Below are 22,361 nucleotides of genomic sequence, written 5' to 3'. Positions count from 1 at the left end.
AATTAATCTCGATTTTTAATGGGTAGAACCGCGAAGTACCGCCAGCGTGAGCGCTGAGATGCTTTTCAGCACACCCATTTCTTGTTCGCTGAGATCGCGTGCTTCGTCACCGGCACAGGCCAGTGTGCCAATTGTCTCTCCCTCATCATTTCGCAAAGGCAAAGAGGCGTAGAGACCAAGATGCTGGGTCATCGCGTTGCGCGGGCTCCCCAATTGGCTGATATTAATCTGCGGATTGGCGGCCGCCCAGTGCTCATCGCAATAAGCCGCTACATGGGAAACGGTCTGCACCGCGGTTGATCCAGGATCGCTCTCGCCATCATAAACAGTGATTGATAGAAACGGGGTCGCCAGCAGGCGCGCACCCAATGCGGCCAGTTGACCCAAGTCCCTTTCAACTGAAATATCTCTGTTCATATGCGATTTGGAACCCTTTATCTCAGGCTGGTTTACAAAAATCTTTTTAAACATTTGGTTCACCATCCGACAAATGCCCTAGCCAAATTCCCGTCACCCGCCAAATCGGTCTCTGTAACTTGCTGTAAAACGTCTGAAAGATAAAGTCTTTTTTAGCGTATTTCTTTCTGTTCATCTGAGGTTTATGTTAGTTCCATGACAAATCCGTTACTCAACCCCGCCCGATCCATCCTCGATTCGTTGATTTCTTTTGATACGACTTCGCGCAATAGCAATCTCACGTTGATTGATTGGGTTGAAGACTATCTCACCGCCTTAGGCATATCATCGACGCGGGTTGAAAATGCCGATGGATCGAAAGCCAATCTCTATGCCACTGTCGGCCCCAATATAGAGGGCGGTATTATTTTGTCCGGTCATAGCGATGTCGTGCCAGTGGATGGGCAAGACTGGCATAGTGATCCGTTCACCGTCACCGAGCGCGCTGGGCTGCTGCATGGCCGGGGCACATGCGATATGAAAGCGTTTATCGCACTGGCACTGTCGGCGGTGCCCATGCTAAAACAAGGGCAACGTCCCGTGCATTTGGCGATTAGCTATGATGAAGAAATTGGCTGCCTCGGCGCGCCCGCCATGATCCAGGACATTGCCGAAAAATTACCGCAGCCAGCCCTCGCAATTGTTGGCGAACCGACAATGATGAAACCGGTTATCGGACATAAGGGCATTTGCGTACACACGGTGGAAATCTGGGGTCATGAAGCGCATAGCAGCCTCACACATCTGGGCGTTTCCGCCAATATGGTTGCGATTGACTTGATGCATGATCTGGCTGAACTGGCCCGTTCATTGTGGGAACAAGCCGATCCTGCCTCTCCATTCACTCCACCGCATGCCACGTTGACCGTTGGCAAGATGCAAGGAGGAACAGCCGCAAATATTCTCGCGCGCCATGCCCATTTCCAATTTGATTTACGCTGTCCGCCGGAAGTTGATCCGCACATTATATTAGCGCCATTTAAAGACAAGGCTGCTCGGCTCGATCGCCAATTGAAAGACGCCTTTCCAGAAGCAGGCATCCGCGTGACCCAATTGTCCAATGCGCCGCCTTTGCGGCCAACAGGATCCGAAGAGGCGGAAGCTTTTGTTCGCAAATTAACCGGCGACAATACTCCAGCCGGGGTGGTTTCTTATGCCGCTGAAGCGGGCCAGTTTCAGCAAGCTGGTTTTCCAACGGTTATTTGTGGACCCGGCTCAATCGAACAAGCCCACCAACCGAACGAATATATTAGCCTTGAACAATTTGAGCGTGGAGCGGATTTCATGATAAGATTAATCACCCAGCTGGAACAGGAGTGACCTGATGACCGCACTGGCCGGATATGCCAACCGTATCGCAATGGTAACCGGCGCCGGAGACGGTATCGGGCGGATGCTCGCGACCCAATTGTCGGCCGCCGGGATCACTGTCTGTGTACAGGATATCCGAGAAGATGCGGCCGCAGCGACAGCTTTGGCGATCGGCGGCGGCGCCTTCTCCATGGCGTTTGACATTAGCGATCGGGAAGCCGTGACAGCCGCTGCCGAACGGTTTGCCCGAGATCATGGCGATCTGGCTATGCTCTGGATCAACGCTGGGGTTGGTGTCGGCGCATCACTGCTCGACGGCAAACCCGATCAAGTGCGCTGGGCCTATGAAGTCAATGTATTGGGTGCAATCTGGACCGCTCAATCCTTCGTCCCCTTGCTCAAAGGGAATCCCTGTCATGTCGGAATCACCGCATCCACCGCAGCGCTGCGCGCACCGGAAGGAGATTTCCCGCTTTACGCTGCGACCAAACACGGCACGATGGCCGTTGCCGAAGCCCTATCGGGTGAATTGGCCACCAAAAATATCGGCTGCACGATTTTATGCCCGGGGCTGCTCAATACCGAGATTTGGGATGGGGCCAAAGCCCGGCCAGATCGTTTTGGCGGAGAGCGACGAACGAACCCGACCATAGCTGGCCTGTGGCGCAATGCCAAAACGCCTGAAATCATGTGGCCCGATATAGAAAGGGTAATGACCGCAGGCGGAGGCGTCCTGGTTTGCGCAACCGATGATGGAGATACGCGCGCCGCTATGCGCCAACGCATTGATAAATTCGAACAGGGCCTGGTTGATATCTAGCTAGAAACTTGGCCGATCAAATTGGACACAATGCGATATGATCGATCATTGTCCACCTCTATCGCATTCCGGCCATCAGCCAATATTACCGGTTTAATCGTCAACCCTATGCGATTGGATATGCGGGCCATCGCTCCAGCCAAACTCACCCAGCCTAAGCGCAGCAAAAGCTCATGGATTTGCGCCTTCACCTCCGCTGGAATCAACGCCTGATGGGGTGCTGCGAATCCGTTATTCTGCCAGTTCATCCGATAAAAATGACAAGAGGATGTTACGCGTTCAAGACAGTGCGATGTAATTTCCGTTACGGATTACTCGGCTTATCCGATTTCTGACAAAAACTGGCTTTTTGGCAGAAAACAGCCTATTATTGTCCCATGCCAGCCGTCAAAGCCGCCCGATCCAAAGATATATTTTCCCAGGATGATTGGGCGCGGTTGACTCATATCTCAACTTCTCGCGGTTTATGGCTGATCGCGCATGGATGGTTTGTCGCCATATTGACAATGACAGGAGCGACGCTGTTATGGGATTGGAATTGGCTATTGGGCCTTGTTGCCTTACCCTTTGCCATTGCAATAGTGGGTGGGCGCCAACTGGGGCTATCGATATTGATGCACGAAGGCGCGCACGGTCTGTTGCACCCCAATCGAAAGATTAATAATTTCGCTGGCCAATGGTTGACAGGAGCCGCCACCGGCAGTGATTTACACAGCTACCGCGCCTATCATCTCACCCACCACAAATATACCCAACAGCCCGAAGATCCCGATCTGGCTTTGTCAAAACCCTTTCCCACCACTCGGGCCAGCATGAAAAGGAAAATCATGCGCGATTTGACGGGCCAGACCTTTTTCAAACAGCGCAGCGGTCAGTTGGCTGCCGCTTGGCTGGGCTTGCAAGCAATGGTTCGCGGGACCCCATCAAGCAATGATACGGGCAAGCGCGATACTTCCGCTGGCACGGCGCTGAACCGAAGCGGAGCGGCTGGCGTTTCGGCCCCGATTACCAATTTGAATGGTGCGGTGCGAACGACCAAGACGGTTGGCCGCTTTCTCTTCATTCAACTTGTGATTTTATTGACCAGCCTTCTGACATTAGGGATTTTACCCTTCGTGATTTGGATCGTGGCACTCGCGACAAGTTTTCAGCTGTTCCTGAGAATTCGAAATATTGCCGAACACGCCTGTACAGCGACGGGCAGTGACGATCCGTTTTCTCATGCGCGTACCACTTATGCCAACTGGATCGAACGGACGACCGTAGCGCCTTATTGGGTTAACTATCATAGCGAACATCATCTGTTCATGGGCTTGCCCTGCTATAACCTTTCCAAAGCGCACACTCTATTATGCACTCAAGGCTATGTTGAGCGAATGACGATTTCCGATGGCTATCGTTCCGTGCTGAGTGAAGTTACCCAGCCGGCATCCACCTAATCCGCAAAGCTTCCCAGTTTTTCAGCCGTTAAATGGCCGGCTTTGGTCCAGGCTAGACAACCGGTTTTGCTATAGGGACTGTGTTTCCATCCCGGAGGTGTCCGATCCCAGCTACCGGCTGGATATTCTCCATGTTCATCAGCCAGACTGCCCGAAATAATATAGGTTTCGCTTCCTCCCTCATGCACATGTTCAGGATAATAGCTTCCGGCTGCCCAGCGAACTATTTTCACCTCTTCTCCATCAAAACGGTGCAGCCAAGCAAATTCAACACCGGGTGTACCACCATCTTCGAAGTTCAGCTCATCGATTTGGAGGCTAAATTGTGCCGTATCCGCAGCATCAAACTGATGCAATTTGACCAGAATAATACAACCATCTTGGCTGTGTGGTTTGTGACTCGTACCGATAGGATTGCGCACATAGGTTCCGGCTGGAAAATCCCCATGCTCATCTGAAAAAACACCGTCAACAACGAGAAATTCCTCGCCACCGCTATGCACATGAGGATCAAAATAGCTGCCAGGAGCATAGCGCACCAGCGACGTTGCCCTAGCCACTTCTCCGCCCACCCGATCGAGCATTTTTCGCTCGACACCGGGCAAGGGAGAAGGAACCCAGGTCATGTCTTCCGGGTGGAGAATGACCGGTTTGTCAAAATCAGCGTTGATCCTCATGGCATTTGCTCCGCTTAATTGGCGATACTAGGTCGGCTATCCATCTTGGCACGCCAATGCGCAAGATTTTCACACCCGTCCGGAATGTCTACTCCCGCAAAATCGGCGAAGCCAAGTCCGGTATAAACTGTGATATCAGCGACAGAAAAATCTTTTCCAGCGATATAAGGCTGGTCTGCCAGGACACCGTCAAGATAACGCATCGTGGCTTCCGCACGGGTTTTTTGATGGCGACCCCATTCCGCGCATTGATAGGTTTCCAGCTCCGCTCCTAAACCCGGTGTAGCATGGTGGAAATAAGTACCAACAGCATCAAACAGACCGGCCTCAGCGCGGCGCTGCATCATCGCTATCACGGCCCGTTCTTTGGGTGTTTTTCCAGTCAATTGCGGTTCACCGGTCAGTTGATCGAGATATTCTGTAATCGCACTGCATTCTGCGATAGTCGTCCCATCTTCTAACTCGAGAACCGGGACTGTTGCCGATGGGTTTTTCTCCCGAAACGCAGCTTTGCGATGCTCGCCTTCCGGAACATTGATGGAAACAAACTCAACGGAATCAAACAATCCCTTTTCCTTCAGCGCGATGCGCACGCGGGCGGGATTGGGGAAACCTTCAAAATCATAAACTTTCATCATAGGGCCTTTCACATTGTTTATTACCTATCGATAGGTAGGTATCAGTAAAATCTCAGTTGATCAACCCCTATCTTGTGATAGGTAATCATATTCAAAGGAGCAGACACGATCAGCAAACGGGACGAAATATTGGATATTGCCGAATCCGGCTACCGACAGGGCGGCTTTGCCGGGCTCAGTTTTCGGGATATTGCGGCCGCTTTGGATATGAAAAGCGCCTCGGTTCATTATCATTTTCCACACAAGGAGGATCTCGGTAAAGCCGTGGTTGAGCGCTATGCGGACAATCTATTTGATACGCTAGGAGCAGCTGATTCAGCCGAAGATAAGATTGATGATCGCATCAGACGACTCATCAGTGCCTATCAAGCCGCTTATGCAGAAGGCGAATCAAGCTGTTTATGTGCAGTATTGGGGTCTGTGAGTCCGCAATTGCCACCCGCTGTACAAACTGCAGTCGATCACTTTTTTGCCCGGCTTATCGCTTGGACTGAAAAGGCGTTGATAAACACTGAACCTTCAGCCTATCCCAATGCGGCGCATATTATTTCAGCGCTGCAAGGCGCCATGATACTCTCGGTTGCCACACGCGATTCACGCTATCTCGATAATGTTACCCACGACCTCATGCCGAAAAGCGCTGCATAAGTGACATCATTTTCAATCATACCATTGGCCTTCATCCTCGGCTTTGCTTTGGTCCGCGCTGTCACTTGCACGGTCGCTGCTACGATGCGCTGGGTGAGCGAAGGCCGGCGCGACTGGTTGTTCGGACTACTTATTGTCGCCGCATGGGCTGGTGTGGTCCTGTTCTTGTTGCTGCAATATTCTGGCCGGGCACATATTCCCGTGGATATTGTCATCGGCTGGCCGCTCTTCGCGGGTGCCGCAATTATGGGTGTGGGTGCCGTTGTCAACAAAGGCTGTTTTGTTGGCACAGTCGGCTATATTGGTGCGGGTAAGTTCAGCTACCTCCTGACTTTTGTCGGATTAGCACTCGCTATGCTTGTGCTGCGGGTCGATTTTTTCCAGCTAGCGGAGCCTATAATATTCAAACCACGTGTCGCAGTTGAAGATAGTTTGTACAAACAATTTATGGTTGTGGCCTTTCTCATCTTAGCCTCGCTGAGCCTTTATTTCATCATAATCAAACGCGATATGACGATGCTGGCCCTCCTCGCAATTGGGGTCACTGCGGCATTAATTTACGGGACCCGACCGGAATGGTCCTACGCGGCCGTTTTGAATAGCTTGCTCAGCGGCCAGGGCTTGTCGGTTGGTATGGCTGTTGAACTGGCGGTTGCGGCACTATTTGGCGGCGCGATTTTCAGTAGCTGGTTGAAAAACAAATTTCGACCGCAGCTAGGCACAATGAAAATGGCTTTCGCCAATCTGATAGGCGGGTTTCTGATGGGTATTGGCGCTGCCACTGTACCCGGTGGTAATGACGTCTTGCTGATGTGGACGATACCGGGGCTAACCTTCTACGGCATTGTCGCTTATCTAATGATGATCGTAACAATTGCGGTGGTTGTTAAGGCCATGCCGCTCATGACACGGATCATGAGCCGCTTTCAAAACCAATCAGCTACTGCCGAATGAATCGGTGCGCAGCGCGGTCTTTTTGGGTCACAGCCGGATCAAAGACTTCGCCGTTCATTGCAATGTAAACACCATGTGCCAAGATTTGCGTGGCGGCCAAAGCAAAACCGACGTTAAATTCAGCATCGCTATTGCGTAAAGTGGCCGGTTGCATCGCACCGGTTAATACGATGGTTTTGCTGGTTATTGCAGAAAGCTTCTGGGCTGTCTGAACCATTGTATCGGTTCCATGGGTCACCAAAATCTTGTCCGCCTCACTCGCCATAATTGCTTCAAAAATCTCAGCCCGGTCTGAATCGGTAAGCTCCAGACTGTCTTTGCGCATCAGCTGAGTTACCCGGTGCGGAACATGAACATTATTTTCAGCCAGCATATTGGGTAAGGCCGTTGCCCCGATTTTATATTCCGATAACGCATCAAAATAAACTTTGTCGATGGTCCCGCCAGTGGTAAAAATATCAATCATAGTCCATGCTCACGCCAGAGCTTCGGCAATTAGTTTTCTAGTATTGGACACACCATAAAGTGCGATAAAACTGCCCATTCGCGGCCCTTGCGAGCTGCCGAGCAGTGTTTCATAAAGCGCCTTGAACCAATCACGTAAATTGTCAAAGCCGCCTTCTTTACCGATGGTGTACACGATCGTTTGGATATCTTCTGCTAGTGCATCGTCCGGCAAATTCCCCAATTCGCTATCAAGCCTTTGCAAGGCAGCAACTTCGATGCCTTCGGGTTTGCGCCGCGCAAGCGTCGGTGCAATAAAATCCTTGTGATAAGCCATGGCATTGCCAATTAGCTCGTCCAGATCCGGATAGTTTTGCGCCGTGGCATCCGGCGCATATTGACGCAAATAGCCCCAAATCTGATTCCGATCCGCATCGCCCATAACACCGACCAGATTTAACAATAGCCCAAATGTAACAGGTATGGTCTCGGTCGGAACCGCACCGCCATGAATATGATGCACCGCATTACCCAATTGTTTTTCCGGGGCTTGTTCATGCCAGTTGGCGCGAAATTGAAAATATTCATCCACGGCTTTCGGGATAACACCCATATGCAATTGCTTGGCCGATTTTGGTTCCCGGTAGATATAAAAGGCCAGGCTATTTTCCGAACCATAGCGCAGCCATTCGTCCAACGACAAACCATTGCCTTTGGATTTGGAAATTTTCTCGCCTTTCTCGTCTAGAAACATTTCATAGATCAAGCCGTCGGGCTTACGGGCACCGAGCACCTTGGCAATTTTACCGGACTGCACACCGCTATCCGTCAGGTCCTTGCCATACATTTCATAGTCTACGCCCAGCGCAGTCCAACGCATTGCCCAGTCGACTTTCCATTGCAATTTTGCGCCGCCGGACAAAATATTATGCTCGACCAGTTCACCCTCATCTTCAAAGCGCACCAGCCCGGATTGTGCATCCAGAATTTCAACCGGAACCTGCAAAACCATGCCGGACTTTGGACTAATTGGTAGAATCGGAGAATAGGTGGCTTGCCGTTCCTTACCCAATGTCGGCAACATGATATCCAAAATCTGTTGATTGCGTGCGAGCACCAGTTTCAATGTCTCGTCAAAAGCACCGCTTTGATATTGATCCGTCGAGGACAGAAATTCATAATCAAATCCAAAGCGATCAAGAAATTCACGAAGCATAGCGTTATTATGCGCGGCGAAGCTGTCATATTTTTCAAACGGATCGGGCACCTTGGTCAGCGGCTTATGTAAGTGCTCCGCTAACATGTCCTGATTGGGCACATTGGTTGGCACTTTGCGAAAACCGTCCATGTCATCGGAAAAAGCAATGAGCCGCGTCGGGTTGCCGGTTAGCGTCTCATAGGCGCGGCGAACCATGGTGGTGCGCAGCACTTCATTAAAAGTACCGATATGCGGCAAGCCAGACGGACCGTAGCCGGTTTCAAATAGCATCGGTTCCCCGCCGGGTTTAGGAGCCGGTGCGCCGCGCTCACCGCGATACCGTTTGAGCAATTTGCGGGCTTCTTCAAATGGCCAGGCTTTGGATTGCTGAGCTGCGTCACTATAGTCGGTCACGATGGGATTATCCTGTCAAATCAAAGATGTTTATTTGCTTGGTTCTGCGCCAATAGTAGCATTACCGTCTATAGCAAGTTAGAACAGTACAAAAAGCAGGAGATTGTTATGGGAGCGTTGATTGCAGGCATATTGCTTTGGAGCGTTGTTCATCTGGTCAAGTCGGTCGCCCCGGGGTTGAGAAGTGCAATTCGCGGCAAGATTGGCGAAGGACCGCATCAGGGATTGGTTGCGCTCCTCATCATTTCTTCCATTGCGCTCATGATCTATGGCTGGCGCACCGCACAATATGAATTTGTCTATGACCCGCCAAGCTGGGGTCGCCACCTCAATATGCTGTTGATGGTTTTTGCAATTTTCCTGTTTGGCGCAGCGCAAGGCAAATCGCAGGTGAAACAATTTATCCGTCATCCGATGTTAACCGGTATGCTGGTTTGGGCCGGCGGCCATTTGCTTGCCAACGGCGATAGTCGTTCCTTGGTTTTGTTTGGCGGCCTGGGATTATGGGCGCTGATCTCGATTTTCACCGTCTCTCGCAACGAAGGTCCTTGGATCAAACCTACGGAAACCGTGACGCTTGGCCGCGAAATTTTGAGCTTTGCTATTGCCTTGGTGTTATATGCCATCTTGTTCGGTATGCATCGCTTCTACACCGGCATCGCCTTGGCTGGCCCCAATGCGACTGGATAACCAATAGGGGAAGGCGATGATATTTGACTGATCTCAAGCTTCCCTATCCGGCACTCCATGCCAGTCACAGCGGTATCTGGATTTGCGGTAGCGATGGGGTTTCACGCGCCATTAGCAAAGGCGAAGCCATTGGCTGCGTTGCCGAAACACCGCACATCCTGCTCAATGCGCCGCTCATGGGTCAAAGGCTGGGCTATCCCGATTTGTCTGGGCTTGATCTGCTCGAACTTTTTGCGTTTATCCATCCCGCGCAATTTGTCGTGCCGACTCCGGCAGGCATGGCTAAAGCCCTAGGACTGGAACCGGTTGAGCAAGAAGCCGATATAGCGCACATTTATCGCCACGCTGCGGAACAGCTTTTAGCGGGATTGCAGGCACCCGCCTGGGCCGAACGCGAAGGCGCTTGGAGCAGTGCACAAGCATTATATCGATTGCGTTGGCCTTGGGCTGGAGAAATTTCTAAACGACTTCACAAACCAGTGGAGAATGAGCGCTGGCTCTTTTCCAAATTAACCGAATGGGAAGAAGAAACCCCGCGCCCCGCTCCGCAGGCGATTCACATGGACGACGCCGCGACTTTGGCACAGTTAAATGCCCTGACCGGGGACGGCTCTGAAGATCGCGACGGCCAAAAAAACTACGCCACCGCGGTCGCCAGCATATTTAATCCGCGGCGAATCAAAGGCGCGCCCAATATGCTGCTCGCCGAGGCTGGAACCGGTATTGGCAAAACACTCGGCTATCTCGCGCCGGCATCCTTATGGTCGGTTGAAGCAGGTGGAGCGGTTTGGATTTCCACATTTACCAAGGCGCTACAAAGGCAGCTCGATCGAGAAACGCGCCGAATCTATCCTGATGATGCTCTTTTCCGCAAAAAAGTCGTCGTACGTAAAGGTCGGGAAAATTATCTCTGCCTGCTTAATTTGGAAGATGCCTTGCAAGGCGGATTTACCGGCCGCGCTGCGGTGCTCGCACATTTGGTCGCGCGGTGGGCGGCCTTTTCAAAAGATGGTGATATGATTGGCGGCGATTTGCCCGGCTGGCTGACCAGCTTGTTCCGCCGGAACGGGACAACCGCGCTAACTGATCGCCGCGGAGAATGTGTCTATGCGGGCTGCCCACATTACCGCAAATGTTTCATTGAGAAGTCCGCGCGTGCCAGTCAGCAGGCTGATATTGTTATCGCCAATCATGCCTTGGTCATGGTCAATGCCGCGCGTGGTCGAGATCAGAAAAATGCACCCACCCGCTTGATTTTTGATGAAGGCCATCATTTGTTCGATGCAGCTGATTCAATGTTTGCGGCCCGTTTGTCGGGACAAGAAGCTATTGAAATACGGCGGTGGGTCATCGGCCCAGAAAGCAAGAACCGCGGCCGACGTCGTGGTTTGGCGGCGCGATTGGCCGATCTCGCTTCCTATGATGATGAGGGCGGACGCGCCATCGAAAGCGCCCGTCATGCTGCCGAAGCCTTGCCAAGTGACGGCTGGTTGCAACGCTTGTCGGAGGGTGAGCCTTTTGGTCCAGTCGAAGCCTTATTGGGCGAAGTGCGCCATATGGTCTTTGCGCGCGACGAGAGCCAGAGTGCAGATGCGGGCTATGGTCTGGAAACAGAGCTGACCGATGTCGAAGGCCCAATGATCGATGCCGTCGCGACCGCCGCGCAAGCCATTGACGCTTTGCTCAAGCCCTTGGTTCGGCTCGGTCAGCGGATCGAGCATCTCATGGAAGAAGGGCCCGATTGGATGGATGCCCCCGCACGTGCGCGAATGGAAGGCGCCTTATCAAGCCTGGGCTGGCGCTGTGATAGTTTATCAGGTTGGTTGGCTTTATTGTCTCGTATCGGCGGTCCGGCAGATCCTGATTTTGTGGATTGGCTTTTGATTGACCGATTTGAAGGTCGCGAATTTGATATTGGCATTGCGCGCCATTGGCTGGATCCAACCATCCCTGTCACGGAAGTTGTGACCAAAAATGCGCATGGCCTGATGATTACGTCGGCCACGCTGAAAGGCGGGGGCGACTGGGATACGGCGCGGGCGCGCAGCGGTGCGGTGCATCTTGAACATCCCGTGCAAGAATTTGAAGTGGCCAGCCCGTTTAACTATGCTGCCCAGGCAAAAGTCATCATCGTGACCGATATTAAACGCGGAGATATGGCTGGATTGGCTGGCGCCTATGCACAGCTGATCGAAGCGTCAGGCGGGGGAACTTTAGGACTGTTCACCGCGATCCGGCGATTGCGTACTGTCTATGCCCGCATTGCCGATCGCATGGCGCAAAATGGATTGCCAATATATGCGCAGCATGTCGATCCAATAGATACCGGCACATTGGTCGATATTTTTCGCGATGACCCCAAAGCCAGTTTATTGGGCACTGATGCGTTACGCGATGGCGTAGATGTACCCGGCCGAAGTCTACGCCTGGTGGTGATGGAATCGGTGCCTTGGCCGCGCCCCGATATATTACACAAAGCCCGCAAGCTGGCTGGTGGCGGCAGCGCCTATGACGATCGGATAATCCGCGCCCGACTGGCCCAAGCCTTTGGCCGGATTGTAAGGCGGGCCGATGATCATGGTCATTTCGTCATTTTATCCTCCGCCTTTCCATCTCGCTTGCTATCCGCTTTTCCTGATGGAACGCCTGTTGAACGCATGCCATTGGATCAAGCATTGGCAGAAATAAAAGCGGCAAAATCCAAAACTATGCAATCCAGTCTTTCCCCTGACTTATCTTTCAGGCATGACGCTGCGCAAAAGGATGGATCTGGCGGACTATGAAAAGACTGACACTATTGCGGCACGCCAAATCGAGTTGGGATGATCCGGTAAACCGTGATTTCGACCGCCCGCTCAATGACAAGGGAAAACGCGCAGCCACAATCATGGGCAAGTTCATCAAGCGCCACGGCCTCCAATTTGATCAAATTTTGGCATCGCCTGCAGTCCGCGTCATCGAAACACTGGAGCAAGTGGAGTCTGCATGTGGTTCATCTTTGGAACCACAATGGGATCGCAAAATCTATCTCGCCTCGTCTGTCACGTTGATGGATGTCATCCGCAACGCCCATGCCGATGCACAACATATATTGATGGTCGGTCATAATCCCGGCCTTGAAGATCTAATTTTCGATCTGGTGCCAGATGACGGATCGTCGAATACCCGTGCTGCGGTCGAAGCCAAATATCCAACCGCCGCGCTCGCAGAATTGCAGCTCGGCATTGAAAACTGGGTCGACATACAAGACGGTTGCGCGGTTTTGGATCGCTTTACCCGGCCGCGCGATCTCGATCCCGAACTGGGCCCGGATTACAATTAATCGTTGAGCTGAGCATTTCAGGCCTGGTTGAGCGCAGTGGAGAGCCGGTCGCGAATTGTCTTCAATTCCTGCAACATCAACCCCTTATTCTCATTGACAGTTTCGGCCATCGGCGCGGCGACTGACTCTGCTTGCTCTGTCATGGGGCGCTTTTTGCGGGCGGTGAGAAACTTCCGCGCGCCTTTTATCGTATAGCCTTCATCGTTGAGCAGCCGATTGATCGTTTTGACCATTTCGACATCTTCCGGGCGATAATGTCGACGCGAACCGGCCCGCTTGAGCGGTTGCAGCATGGCAAATTGGTCTTCCCAATAGCGCAATATATGCGGTTTGATATTCAATTCCCTGGAGAGCTCTCCAATGGTTCGAAAGGCACCATTATCTTTGGTCATACTTTACTCGACCTTTCAGATTAGCCGGCCGCGATTATTCGGTCCCGCATTGTCTGACTCGCCCGGAATGTCAGCACACGGCGCGGTGCGATCGGAACTTCAACACCCGTTTTAGGATTACGACCCGTACGCTCTCCTTTGTCGCGAAGGACAAAGGTACCAAAGCCTGAAATCTTCACATTTTCACCATCGATCAGCGCGTTGATCATATGGTCTAGAATCGATTCCACCATGACGGCGCTATCCGCGCGCGACAAGCCAACTTGGCGATTCATTGTGTCGGAAAGATCAGCCCGGGTAAGGGTACTCGCGTAACTCATGTCAATTATCTCCTAGTAAGAGATTGAAAATCTTACTCTTCCTATAGAGCAATTTGCCAAATAAGTAAATCGCAGGATCAATCTATTAGTGGATTTCGTTCATTTACCGCGATAAGCCGCAGACATGACTGATCAGATGACCAAAGACACCGACAAATCGGTATCACTCGCCTCTCTTTTGAACCAATGCGGAACCGGCGGAGACGCCAATCCAGTCCAGCTGCCTCAAGGCTGGACACAAGGCCGCACGGCTTTTGGCGGTGTATCAACCGCTCTGGCCTATCATGCCGCCAGTCATATTGAAGATGAATTGCCGGGCCTTCGCACGGCTCAAATTGCATTTACCGGTCCCTTATTTGGCGCGCTAACCGCGCAAACGAAAATGTTACGCCGTGGTCGCAGCACTGCTTTTGTACAATCTGATCTTCATGGCGACAAAGGACTTGGCCTGCATTGTAATTTCATTTTTGCCAAGCAGCGCGAGACAGAAATCAAAAGCTATGACATGATCAAACCAGCCTTTCCACCATTGCCTCAGAATGAAGCACTACACAGCGGACCAGAACAATATTTTACTTCTAAAATGGAATTTGTCGGCAAAAGAATCGATACCAGCGTCAAAACCAATCGACTGACACGCTGGATGCGACTGAAAGACCGTGAAGGTCTCGACCCGATCGCCGAAATATTATGTATGGGCGATGCGTTGCCGCCCTCCATCATGGGCATGCTCGATAAAAATGCGATGGTCAGCTCGATGAATTGGCAAGTGAACATAATATCCGATCACCCCGCTACAGACGCTGGTTGGTGGTTGATTGATTCACAAACCCATCATGCGGATCATGGCGCCAGTAGCCAATATATGAGCATTTGGAATAGCGAACAGCAACTGGTTGCAACCGGGATGCAAAGCGTTGCTTATTACGCCTGATCGGCTTGTGCCGCCCGCGCGTTAAGATCAGCGCGATGGCGCGCAACAAAATTTTGAACCCGCTGTTTGCCGCGATATTCCAAAACCGACAAAGCAGGAATGAGAAGCTGCAATATTATCGTTCCAAATAACACACCAAAGCCAAGGCTCGCCGCCATGGGCACAAGAAATTGAGCCTGAAGACTGGTCTCAAATGTGATCGGCGCCACGCCAAGAAATGTCGTGAGAGAGGTGAGCATGATCGGCCGGAACCTAGATTTAGCTCCCTTCATAATAGCCTCTTCAATCGGCATGCCTTCCCGCAGATTTTCGTTGATAAAGTCAATCATGACCAACGAACCATTGATGATCACGCCGCCCAAAGCGGTAATCCCGAAAACACTAAGAATCACCAGCTGGATATCGAGCAACATGTGACCGATTAACGCTCCGATAATGCCAAAGGGAATCACCGCCATGATGATCAACGGCTGCACATAAGAACGAAAAGGAATGGCCAGGAGCGCATAGATCACCATGAAGGAGAAGATCAGTGCTGGGAAAAACCGATCAAATGATTCGGCTTGCTCTTCTTGCTCACCGCCCAAGCTATACAGCAATTGGGGATAATCTGCCTGTAGTTGCGGCATGATATCCTCGGTCAAAGCCTTGGCAATTTCTTCGCCGGTTACAATCTCATCATCAAGGTCCGCCGTCACCGTGGTGACGCGGCGACCATCTGTACGCCGAATAACAGACGGCGCCCGCCCAAAAGAAACATCCGCCAATGTTGCCAAGGCCACTTCGCCGCCGGGAACGCGCACCCGAAACCGTTCGACATCCGCGATGGAATTGCGCTCCGCTTCTGGCAGCCTGATATAGACCCGAACATCTTCTCGGCCGCGTTGCACTCGCAGCGCTTCACTGCCAAAAAAAGCCGCGCGAACTTGCGCCGCAACATCCTGCAACGTGACGCCCAAAGTGCGCGCCTCGGGCTTTAGGCGCAGCTGAATTTCCTGCAACCCGGCGTCTTGATCGGTCTCAATATCAAACAGGCCGCTAAAGCGCTCTAATTCTGTCATTAATTTCGCGGACGCCGCCTCTACAATGGCTGGGTCAGGATCAGATAATTGCACATTTACGGGAGCACCCACAGAAATCAGTTCCGATGCAAAGACCAGTGACCGCGCTTCGACAATTGGACCAACGGCATCGCGCCACGCATTTTCAAATTGCTTAGCCTCCAAGTCCCGTTGATCGCCCGGGATAAAACTAAACTGAATACTGGCAAGACTGGATGAAGCCGATCCGCCATTGGGTTCGGGGCCGCCACTGGGTGCCGCTTGCCCCACTCTGGTGAAAATACCGCGCAGGGGTGAGTCTTCATCATCTGGTCGGCCAGATTGGTAGTCCGCGAAAACTTCACGGCCTTTTTGTTCGACCAGAACAGCGATTTTTTCGGTTTGCTCAATGGTAGTCCCCGCAGGCATTTCCAAGCTTGCGGTCACCACATCTGCTTCAACGGAGGGGAAAAATCCCACTTTAATAATTCCAGCGGGAATGAGCGATGCAAAAATGATCAAGAGACCGACGGCGCCAGCGAGAATTACGAACGGCATCCGAATGGCAAAGTGCAAGGCCCGGTCCAAGGGGCCGTCAACAAAGGCTTGAAAATATTCATCCACCTTGTTTTGCACGCGTTCAAAAAAACGCGTGATCGGATTATGCGTAACCGCCCCCGGGGGCGGCAAATGGCTGAGATGATTGGGCAGTATCAGCAAACATTCGATCAATGACAGAACCAGCACACAGATGACCACCAGCGGGATGTCGGCAATTAACTTGCCAATCACACCGCCAACGGCAAAAATCGGGGAGAAAGCGGCAATGGTTGTCAAAACCGCGAATATCACGGGTATGGTCACACGCCGTGCGCCGGAAACGGATGCGCCTAATCCCGTGCGCCCATTTTCCCGCTGGGCGTAAATATTCTCGCCCACCACAATCGCATCATCGACCACGAGACCCAATGCGAGAATGAAGCCGAACAGCGAGAACATGTTTATGCTCGATCCCGCCAGATCGAGGAGGAAAATAGCACCAATGAAGGTCACACCAATCCCGACCGCTGTCCAGGCGGCAAGACGTATGTCGAGGAACAATGTCAGCGCCAGCAATACCAGCAAAAGCCCAATAGCGGCATTTTTCAACAACAAGCTCAGCCGGTCATTGAGCAGTTCGGAATCATCGCTCCAAATGGCATAAGATACGCCTTCCGGAAGCGTCTTTTGAAAATCATTTTCCAGATATTCACGCACCGCTTTGGCTACGTCCAACACCCGTTCATCACTGGTTCGAAACACTTCGACAAAGGCAACCGGTTTGCCATTATATAAGGAAATCAAATCGGAATCTTCAAATTCGTCTTTGACATCAGCCACTTGCCCTAAGCGGATGAGCGTACCATTGTCGCTGCTGACGAGTATAATATCTTCAAAATTCTGCTGATTATAATTTTGCCCGAGCGTACGAACGCGGACTTCTTCGCTATCGGTATCGATCGAGCCGGCGGGGCTGTCGAGGCTACTGGCCGCTACGGTTCGCGAGATATCGTTGAGCGACAAGCCCAAAGCTTGCAGTGTGTTTTGCGGCACTTCGATGGACATTTCATAGTCGCGAATCGAACTGGTATCGACAAAGGAAACCGCATCCAGCGCCGCCAGTGAATCTTCCAACTGATAGGCCACTTCTTTCAACGCCGTTTCGGAAACGTCGCCATATATAGCGATGCGAACCACGCTTTGCCGCGTGGTTAGTTCGCGGACATCCGGCTCTTCCGCTTCGGCCGGAAATGTTTGAATCTGATCAATTTCGGCTTTGACATCATCCAGCGCGCGATCGATATTCGTCCCCAGTTCCAATTCCACCGAAACCGAACCCGAACCTTCCCGGGCATTGGCGGTCACTTTCTTGACGCCGTCCACCGCTTCCACCGCTTCTTCGATTTTCTGGACAATCGATTCTTCGACTTCATCGGGAGTTGCGCCGGGATAAGTCACACTGACCTGCACGGTGTCGAGACTATTTTCCGGGAAGACTTCCTGCACAATCGTACCAAAGGATGCGATGCCAGCTATGAAAAAAAACAGCATCAGCAAATTGGCCGCAACCCCGTTGCGCGCCATGAAAGCGACAAATCCGCTTTGCTCCATAATTTCTTTGCTGGGCGTTTCCGGAGCAGGCGCCAGTCCGTCAGCTGATTCTGCGGGACCAGTCATTGCACCTTATCTGCCTTGCTCTTGGCTTTGTCCTGCTTATCTGCCACCGGTTTAGCATTGGCCGGGCTATTTGCCCGCGCCGCTGCGATACGCACTTTCTGGCCGTTGGTCGCGGTTTTCAATGCCCCCAAAATCACCATCGGCTTTGGCTCAAGACCTGCCGTACTGATCAACGCCAATTTGTCGGTACGCTGATAAATTTCGACCTTCATAATATGCAGCTTGCCATCGCGGATCAACCAGATTTGATTGCCTGGGCGCAAGGCGGCCAAGGGCAATATGGCATATTCATCCAAAGCCCGGCCGGTAATTTCCGCATCGACAAAGCTGCCGACAAATAATGGTGGAGCGCCCGACGCGCCTGCTGATGTCTGGCCTTTTTTCTGATCGGCTGCGGGCGCACCGCCGCGCAGCGGATTGGGGATGCGCAAGAATATATCGATGGTTCGGGTTTGGGGATTGAGAACACTATTGGCCCGGTCCACAAAAGCCTGCCAGCGATATCGGGTTCCTCCATAGTCGGAATAGATGGACGCCTCGATCCGCTGGGATCCAGTGCGCCACAATCCCGGAATTAATGCCGCTTCGCTTTCTGACAATGGGATCACCGCTTCAAAATCGGCCGTGCCGACCAAGGCGCCCAGCGCTTGTCCCGGCGCGACATAGCTGCCCAAGGCAATATCCTCTGAACGGACAATACCAGAAAACGGCGCTCGAACGGTGGTGCGCTTCAATGCAATCTGCGCGTCAGAGAGTTGCGCTTGCGCGCGGCGCAAGGCAGCGCGCGCCGATTGCAACTGTGGTTCGCGGGTTGCCAGGCCATTGGCAAGACTAGAGTTTGTAGGCGTTTCAGACGCAGGGAACTGTTCTTGATTGAGCATTTCCGGGGGCAAGATCCGCGCGGCATAATCATTGCTGTCGACGCTCGCAAATGCGTTATTGCTTTTTCCACGCTCAGCAAATCGCGCCAATTCCGCTTTCGCCAACGCCACTTCTTCGCGGGCTTCCAGGACCGCAACATTTTGCGAAGCGACATCAGCCTGTGCGGTTTGAACAGCGTTGCGATAATCTGCCGTCTCGATGCGGAAAAGCGTAGCGCCCCGTGCTACGCTTTGGCCTTCCCGCAGACCTGGGTTAACATAGACCAGCTTGCCCGCAACTTCCGCCGAAAGCGTTAATTCCTCGCGGGCACGAATGGTACCGGACCCTTGAATCATCAAATTTCCACTGCGAATTTCAAGAGACTGAGCTTGAACCAGCGGAATATTCTCTTCCGGCGGCTTTTCCTCTGGTTCGCTGCGCAGAAAAATTAGCAAGGCGGCAATCGCTATGGCTGCGATCAAGATCAGTCCGCCAATGACGCGTTGCCGATACACTATTTCTCTCCTCGAATTTCTGGCGCACCTGTGCGAAATTGCCGGGATGGGTTGCCCGACCCGGTCGCGCGTGGGGAATCCCAGCTGCCACCCAAGGCGCGATGCACGGCCAATCGGGCCAAGGCCACATCTCGTCCCGCAGAGGACAAGGCAGATTGCACCTGATATTGGGCGCGCAATGCATCGAGATAGTCCACATAGCTTCCGACGCCATTGGCAAATCGGCTGGATTGTAAATCAGCTGCGGCTCTTGCTTCGTCTAGCTGTGAAAAGAGAAAGCGGTAGCGCTGGCGTTCTTCTTCATAGCCCTTAATCGCGGCATTCACTTCTTGAAAAGCATTGAGAACAGTGCGCGCATAGACCGCCGCTTGTTGTGCATATTGGGCATCGGCAAGCTCGATATTGGCGCGAATTCGACCGCCTTGAAACAAGGGTGCGGTCAAGCCCGCGCCGAGATTTAAAATCCACTTGTCAAATATATCAAACAGGCCGGACAGATTGCTCGATTGCGTGCCGGTTCCAGCCGACAAGTTAATCGACGGGAAACGTTCCGCTTTGCGCGCGCCGAGATTGAAACGGGCAGATTCAAGTCGCTGGCTTTCGGCATAAATGTCCGGGCGCTGCGCCAGCAAATCAATCGGTAATCCTGTTGGAATAGGCGTGAAGATGAGTTGCGGCGCTAGCTTTTGTCCCAGATATTGCTCCATATTATCCGCATAGCGCCCAACCAGCACGGCCAACTGACCCTCGGTTGCTGCCAATTGCCGTTCGCGCTGCGGCAGGCCGGACTGAATATTCCGAAAATCTTGGCGCACTTGATAAAGTTCGAACGATGACGCCAGCCCGCGGCGATAGCGATTTTCGGTTTGCTCGACCCGATCGCCAAGCACATCAACAATTTTTGCGGTTAGAGCAATTTGATCACGCGCATCGACAATATCGAAATAGCTGGTGATCGTCTCCGCCATGACAGCGAGTCGCGCGGCTTGAAGATCAGCAGCAGCAGCAACAGCATCCGCCCGGCCTGCGCGCGCGGTATCTCGCAGGCGACCCCATAAATCCACTTCATAGGCAAAACCCAATCCAGACGTATAGCTTTCGACTTGCAAGCGCGACGCGCCAAATCCCGTTCCAAAACCGGTGCCCGCGGTTGGCGTGTCGGAAAAGCTGCTGTTAATATCGGCGTTAACTTGCGGGAATAGCCCGCTTTTAGATATTCGCGCCTGCGCTTCTGCCGCCCGCAATCGCGCCGTCGCTTCAGCAAGATCAAGATTGTTTTTCAGCGCTTCATCGAGCAGCGCGTTGAGCACAGGATCTTGAAACGATGTCCACCACTGTGCCGGCGCGTAAGAACCCTCAACGGCGATGCTATCATAATTTTGCGGTATGGCCGCAACAATTGGTGGCGGCTTGGATGCCGGCGCCATACTCACGCAACCAGTCGCCATCAAGACAATCGCGCTTGACGATAAGAGGGCTCTAGCAAAAAAAATATTCACAATAGGGGCACCGTTGCAGCGGCTTGAATCTGATCAAGCCATATTAAATAGCCACTGAAGTAAATGAACGTCAACGTTTTATTTGTACGATAGCGTTCATTTTGTTACAAGACGATATTATTCAGGGGAAGCGCCGTGACCGATGCGGACATAAATCAATCTCATAGCCTCGCAGGAGGACCCGCAAGCCAACGCAAAATAGCGGATATTCTCGCGGCCGCACGGGAGGAATTTTATACCAATGGCTTTTCCAGCGCAACAATCGAGGCCATTGCCGCGCGCGCGCAAGTTTCCAAAGTAACAATCTACAGCCGGTTTAAAGACAAGGATAATCTGTTCGGCCAAGTGGTCAGCACCGAATGCGCCCACATGCGCAAAAATTTTGTCGTCGAAAATCTCGAAGACAAAAGCTTACGCGATATTTTGCAACAGGCCGCACTGGGAATGATGGATTTTTTGATGCGCGAAGAAATGATCCGCTTTGAACGGATATTGGCGGCCGAAGTCACACGCGATCCCGGCATTGGCGAATTGTTTCTCGACAACGGGCCTCGACGCCTACTTCAAGATCTCACCAATTTGCTGGAATTATCGATCGAAAAAGGCGAGATTCAAAGCGATGATGTTAAAGCATCGGCGGAAATGTTTGCAGGCTTAGTCATGGGCCGAATGGACTTGTTTCTGCGCTATGGTCACAAAATGAACCTGTCGGCTGCTGAAAAACAGAAACGTGCAAAGCGCGCTGTTGATGGTTGGATGCTGATCCATCAACAACGCAGCCAGCCTTAAATACGAGCGGCGCTAAACCAATATCATCTCGGCCCATACTGGCAAATGGTCCGAAGCTGTCCGCGCAGCCGCACTGCGGTGCACGCCGGCATTTATGGCGCGCAATTGATCGCAATGCAGGATTCGATCCAGCCGCGCGATTGGACGGCGCGAGTGAAAACTCCGGCCGCAATCAGCGAAATGATAATGGCGCGCAAAATCCTGCAGGCAACCGCGCCCATTGCTCCATTCATTGAGATCACCCATTAATATTGTCTGCCGATTCTCAGCATAATCTTGGGCGTAGCGGATGATCGCCGCAGCTTGGCGGCGGCGCCAAAGGCCTGATAAATCCAGATGCATCGCCACGATCGACAGAGAAAATCCGTTGATCATGACTTGCGCCATGACCGCGCCTCGCGGTTCAAGATAGGGAATATGCAATATATCATGAGCCAAGAGTTTTGCAGATTTTCGCACCAGCAGCGCATTACCGTGCCATCCCATGGAATCAATCTGCACGTCCAATGGTATCGGCCGATAGTCGCTATGTTGTTCGAGCAGCAAAGGCGGAATGGCAGCAGTGCGTTTTCCAAAGCGGCGATCGGCTTCTTGCAACGCAACAATATCCGCATCCAACTCGTTTAGCACCGCTATGATCCGGCCGGGGTTACGCCGCCGATCCGTCCCCAATGCTTTGCGAATATTATAACTGGCAACTTTGAGCATTGCTCAGTCTACCCTTGGCCCGAGGAATGAGTCCAGCGCGTGATCGGATCAGCCGAGCGCGATAATTTCGCTCTT

22 protein-coding genes are annotated in these 22,361 nt (G+C 52.4%); 10 read left to right on the top strand and 12 right to left on the bottom strand.

Annotation, left to right across the window (positions count from 1 at the left end; translation table 11 throughout):
- Positions 1-15: 15 nt before the first annotated feature.
- Complete coding sequence (locus ABJU74_RS09595) at positions 16-471, bottom strand: hypothetical protein (protein WP_348383240.1); 456 nt, start codon at positions 469-471, stop codon at positions 16-18.
- A gap of 141 nt (positions 472-612) precedes the next feature.
- Here ABJU74_RS09595 and argE point away from each other — a divergent pair, with 141 nt between their 5' ends.
- Positions 613-1,776, top strand: a complete 1,164-nt coding sequence (gene argE, locus ABJU74_RS09590; RefSeq protein ID WP_348383241.1) for an acetylornithine deacetylase — start codon at positions 613-615, stop codon at positions 1,774-1,776.
- A 4-nt stretch (positions 1,777-1,780) separates the two neighbouring features.
- Entirely contained in the window at positions 1,781-2,587 is an 807-nt protein-coding gene (locus ABJU74_RS09585) for an SDR family oxidoreductase (protein ID WP_348383242.1), read from the top strand.
- On the opposite strand, the gene ABJU74_RS09580 is transcribed toward ABJU74_RS09585, so the two are convergent.
- Positions 2,584-2,835 carry a hypothetical protein gene (locus tag ABJU74_RS09580; protein ID WP_348422667.1) on the bottom strand — a complete coding sequence of 84 codons (252 nt, stop codon included), beginning with the start codon at positions 2,833-2,835 and terminating at the stop codon, positions 2,584-2,586. The genes ABJU74_RS09585 and ABJU74_RS09580 overlap by 4 nt on opposite strands.
- 129 nt (positions 2,836-2,964) lie before the next feature.
- Here ABJU74_RS09580 and ABJU74_RS09575 point away from each other — a divergent pair, with 129 nt between their 5' ends.
- Positions 2,965-4,026 (top strand): fatty acid desaturase family protein, encoded by a 1,062-nt coding sequence (locus tag ABJU74_RS09575; RefSeq protein ID WP_348383244.1) that lies wholly within the window; start codon positions 2,965-2,967, stop codon positions 4,024-4,026.
- Here the strand turns inward: ABJU74_RS09575 and ABJU74_RS09570 are convergent.
- Both ABJU74_RS09570 and ABJU74_RS09565 read right to left on the bottom strand, forming a co-directional pair.
- A complete protein-coding gene (locus ABJU74_RS09570) occupies positions 4,023-4,703 on the bottom strand; it encodes a cupin domain-containing protein (RefSeq protein WP_348383245.1) in 681 nt (226 codons plus the stop codon). The genes ABJU74_RS09575 and ABJU74_RS09570 overlap by 4 nt on opposite strands.
- A 14-nt stretch (positions 4,704-4,717) precedes the next feature.
- Positions 4,718-5,341, bottom strand: a complete 624-nt coding sequence (locus ABJU74_RS09565) for a glutathione S-transferase (RefSeq protein WP_348383246.1) — start codon at positions 5,339-5,341, stop codon at positions 4,718-4,720.
- 129 nt (positions 5,342-5,470) lie between these two features.
- Between ABJU74_RS09565 and ABJU74_RS09560 the strand changes: the two genes are divergently transcribed.
- The gene (locus tag ABJU74_RS09560) at positions 5,471-5,989 is read left to right on the top strand and encodes a TetR/AcrR family transcriptional regulator (protein WP_348383247.1); all 519 of its coding nucleotides are present in this window, start codon (positions 5,471-5,473) and stop codon (positions 5,987-5,989) included.
- On the top strand, positions 5,990-6,943 hold the full coding sequence (locus tag ABJU74_RS09555; RefSeq protein ID WP_348383248.1) for a YeeE/YedE thiosulfate transporter family protein: 954 nt from the start codon (positions 5,990-5,992) through the stop codon (positions 6,941-6,943).
- Here ABJU74_RS09555 and ABJU74_RS09550 read toward each other — a convergent pair.
- Both ABJU74_RS09550 and ABJU74_RS09545 read right to left on the bottom strand, forming a co-directional pair.
- Positions 6,930-7,409, bottom strand: coding sequence for an asparaginase domain-containing protein (locus tag ABJU74_RS09550; RefSeq protein WP_348383249.1), 480 nt, complete (start codon positions 7,407-7,409; stop codon positions 6,930-6,932). The two genes, ABJU74_RS09555 and ABJU74_RS09550, sit on opposite strands and share 14 nt — an antisense overlap.
- Before the next feature lie 9 nt (positions 7,410-7,418).
- Positions 7,419-8,999 carry a lysine--tRNA ligase gene (locus ABJU74_RS09545; RefSeq protein WP_348383250.1) on the bottom strand — a complete coding sequence of 527 codons (1,581 nt, stop codon included), beginning with the start codon at positions 8,997-8,999 and terminating at the stop codon, positions 7,419-7,421.
- Between the two features lie 108 nt (positions 9,000-9,107).
- On the opposite strand from ABJU74_RS09545, the gene ABJU74_RS09540 reads away from it, so the two are divergent.
- From ABJU74_RS09540 to ABJU74_RS09530, 3 genes are read left to right on the top strand one after another with little or no spacing between them, the layout of a single operon-like run.
- On the top strand, positions 9,108-9,689 hold the full coding sequence (locus ABJU74_RS09540; RefSeq protein ID WP_348383251.1) for an NnrU family protein: 582 nt from the start codon (positions 9,108-9,110) through the stop codon (positions 9,687-9,689).
- Positions 9,690-9,712: 23 nt separating this feature from the next.
- Positions 9,713-12,472, top strand: a complete 2,760-nt coding sequence (locus ABJU74_RS09535) for an ATP-dependent DNA helicase (RefSeq protein WP_348383252.1) — start codon at positions 9,713-9,715, stop codon at positions 12,470-12,472.
- On the top strand, positions 12,469-13,011 hold the full coding sequence (locus ABJU74_RS09530) for a histidine phosphatase family protein (protein WP_348383253.1): 543 nt from the start codon (positions 12,469-12,471) through the stop codon (positions 13,009-13,011). Before ABJU74_RS09535 ends, ABJU74_RS09530 begins: the two co-directional genes overlap by 4 nt.
- A 17-nt stretch (positions 13,012-13,028) precedes the next feature.
- Here the strand turns inward: ABJU74_RS09530 and ABJU74_RS09525 are convergent, their stop codons facing one another.
- Together ABJU74_RS09525 and ABJU74_RS09520 are read right to left on the bottom strand one after the other, a co-directional pair.
- Positions 13,029-13,403, bottom strand: coding sequence for a MerR family transcriptional regulator (locus ABJU74_RS09525; RefSeq protein ID WP_348383254.1), 375 nt, complete (start codon positions 13,401-13,403; stop codon positions 13,029-13,031).
- A 20-nt stretch (positions 13,404-13,423) separates the two neighbouring features.
- Complete coding sequence (locus ABJU74_RS09520; RefSeq protein WP_348383255.1) at positions 13,424-13,723, bottom strand: integration host factor subunit alpha; 300 nt, start codon at positions 13,721-13,723, stop codon at positions 13,424-13,426.
- 124 nt (positions 13,724-13,847) lie between these two features.
- Between ABJU74_RS09520 and ABJU74_RS09515 the strand changes: the two genes are divergently transcribed.
- Complete coding sequence (locus tag ABJU74_RS09515; protein ID WP_348383256.1) at positions 13,848-14,657, top strand: thioesterase family protein; 810 nt, start codon at positions 13,848-13,850, stop codon at positions 14,655-14,657.
- Here ABJU74_RS09515 and ABJU74_RS09510 read toward each other — a convergent pair.
- From ABJU74_RS09510 to ABJU74_RS09500, 3 genes are read right to left on the bottom strand one after another with little or no spacing between them, the layout of a single operon-like run.
- On the bottom strand, positions 14,648-17,914 hold the full coding sequence (locus ABJU74_RS09510; RefSeq protein ID WP_348383257.1) for an efflux RND transporter permease subunit: 3,267 nt from the start codon (positions 17,912-17,914) through the stop codon (positions 14,648-14,650). The genes ABJU74_RS09515 and ABJU74_RS09510 overlap by 10 nt on opposite strands.
- Positions 17,911-19,290 (bottom strand): HlyD family efflux transporter periplasmic adaptor subunit, encoded by a 1,380-nt coding sequence (locus tag ABJU74_RS09505; protein ID WP_348383258.1) that lies wholly within the window; start codon positions 19,288-19,290, stop codon positions 17,911-17,913. The genes ABJU74_RS09510 and ABJU74_RS09505 overlap by 4 nt, the downstream gene beginning before the upstream one ends.
- A complete protein-coding gene (locus ABJU74_RS09500; RefSeq protein ID WP_348383259.1) occupies positions 19,290-20,738 on the bottom strand; it encodes a TolC family protein in 1,449 nt (482 codons plus the stop codon). Before ABJU74_RS09500 ends, ABJU74_RS09505 begins: the two co-directional genes overlap by 1 nt.
- A gap of 186 nt (positions 20,739-20,924) precedes the next feature.
- On the opposite strand from ABJU74_RS09500, the gene ABJU74_RS09495 reads away from it, so the two are divergent.
- Complete coding sequence (locus tag ABJU74_RS09495; RefSeq protein ID WP_348383260.1) at positions 20,925-21,578, top strand: TetR/AcrR family transcriptional regulator; 654 nt, start codon at positions 20,925-20,927, stop codon at positions 21,576-21,578.
- A gap of 12 nt (positions 21,579-21,590) precedes the next feature.
- Here the strand turns inward: ABJU74_RS09495 and ABJU74_RS09490 are convergent, their stop codons facing one another.
- Positions 21,591-22,286 (bottom strand): endonuclease/exonuclease/phosphatase family protein, encoded by a 696-nt coding sequence (locus ABJU74_RS09490; RefSeq protein ID WP_348383261.1) that lies wholly within the window; start codon positions 22,284-22,286, stop codon positions 21,591-21,593.
- Between the last annotated feature and the right edge of the window lie 75 nt (positions 22,287-22,361).

Source organism: Parasphingorhabdus sp. (assembly GCF_039982415.1).
GTDB lineage: Bacteria > Pseudomonadota > Alphaproteobacteria > Sphingomonadales > Sphingomonadaceae > Parasphingorhabdus.
Note: the sequence above shows the minus strand (reverse complement) of the source record. Positions and strands in the feature narration are given on the sequence as shown.

What these genes read in the sequence shown, in the direction of transcription:
- ABJU74_RS09515 (WP_348383256.1), top strand. Translation starts at nt 13,848, where the DNA reads ATGACTGATCAGATGACCAAAGACACCGACAAATCGGTATCACTCGCC.
- ABJU74_RS09575 (WP_348383244.1), top strand. Translation starts at nt 2,965, where the DNA reads ATGCCAGCCGTCAAAGCCGCCCGATCCAAAGATATATTTTCCCAGGAT.
- ABJU74_RS09585 (WP_348383242.1), top strand. Translation starts at nt 1,781, where the DNA reads ATGACCGCACTGGCCGGATATGCCAACCGTATCGCAATGGTAACCGGC.
- ABJU74_RS09540 (WP_348383251.1), top strand. Translation starts at nt 9,108, where the DNA reads ATGGGAGCGTTGATTGCAGGCATATTGCTTTGGAGCGTTGTTCATCTG.
- ABJU74_RS09550 (WP_348383249.1), bottom strand. Translation starts at nt 7,409, where the DNA reads ATGATTGATATTTTTACCACTGGCGGGACCATCGACAAAGTTTATTTT.
- ABJU74_RS09520 (WP_348383255.1), bottom strand. Translation starts at nt 13,723, where the DNA reads ATGAGTTACGCGAGTACCCTTACCCGGGCTGATCTTTCCGACACAATG.
- ABJU74_RS09490 (WP_348383261.1), bottom strand. Translation starts at nt 22,286, where the DNA reads ATGCTCAAAGTTGCCAGTTATAATATTCGCAAAGCATTGGGGACGGAT.
- ABJU74_RS09500 (WP_348383259.1), bottom strand. Translation starts at nt 20,738, where the DNA reads ATGGCGACTGGTTGCGTGAGTATGGCGCCGGCATCCAAGCCGCCACCA.
- argE (WP_348383241.1), top strand. Translation starts at nt 613, where the DNA reads ATGACAAATCCGTTACTCAACCCCGCCCGATCCATCCTCGATTCGTTG.
- ABJU74_RS09595 (WP_348383240.1), bottom strand. Translation starts at nt 471, where the DNA reads ATGTTTAAAAAGATTTTTGTAAACCAGCCTGAGATAAAGGGTTCCAAA.
- ABJU74_RS09510 (WP_348383257.1), bottom strand. Translation starts at nt 17,914, where the DNA reads ATGACTGGTCCCGCAGAATCAGCTGACGGACTGGCGCCTGCTCCGGAA.
- ABJU74_RS09530 (WP_348383253.1), top strand. Translation starts at nt 12,469, where the DNA reads ATGAAAAGACTGACACTATTGCGGCACGCCAAATCGAGTTGGGATGAT.
- ABJU74_RS09525 (WP_348383254.1), bottom strand. Translation starts at nt 13,403, where the DNA reads ATGACCAAAGATAATGGTGCCTTTCGAACCATTGGAGAGCTCTCCAGG.
- ABJU74_RS09570 (WP_348383245.1), bottom strand. Translation starts at nt 4,703, where the DNA reads ATGAGGATCAACGCTGATTTTGACAAACCGGTCATTCTCCACCCGGAA.
- ABJU74_RS09565 (WP_348383246.1), bottom strand. Translation starts at nt 5,341, where the DNA reads ATGATGAAAGTTTATGATTTTGAAGGTTTCCCCAATCCCGCCCGCGTG.
- ABJU74_RS09580 (WP_348422667.1), bottom strand. Translation starts at nt 2,835, where the DNA reads ATGAACTGGCAGAATAACGGATTCGCAGCACCCCATCAGGCGTTGATT.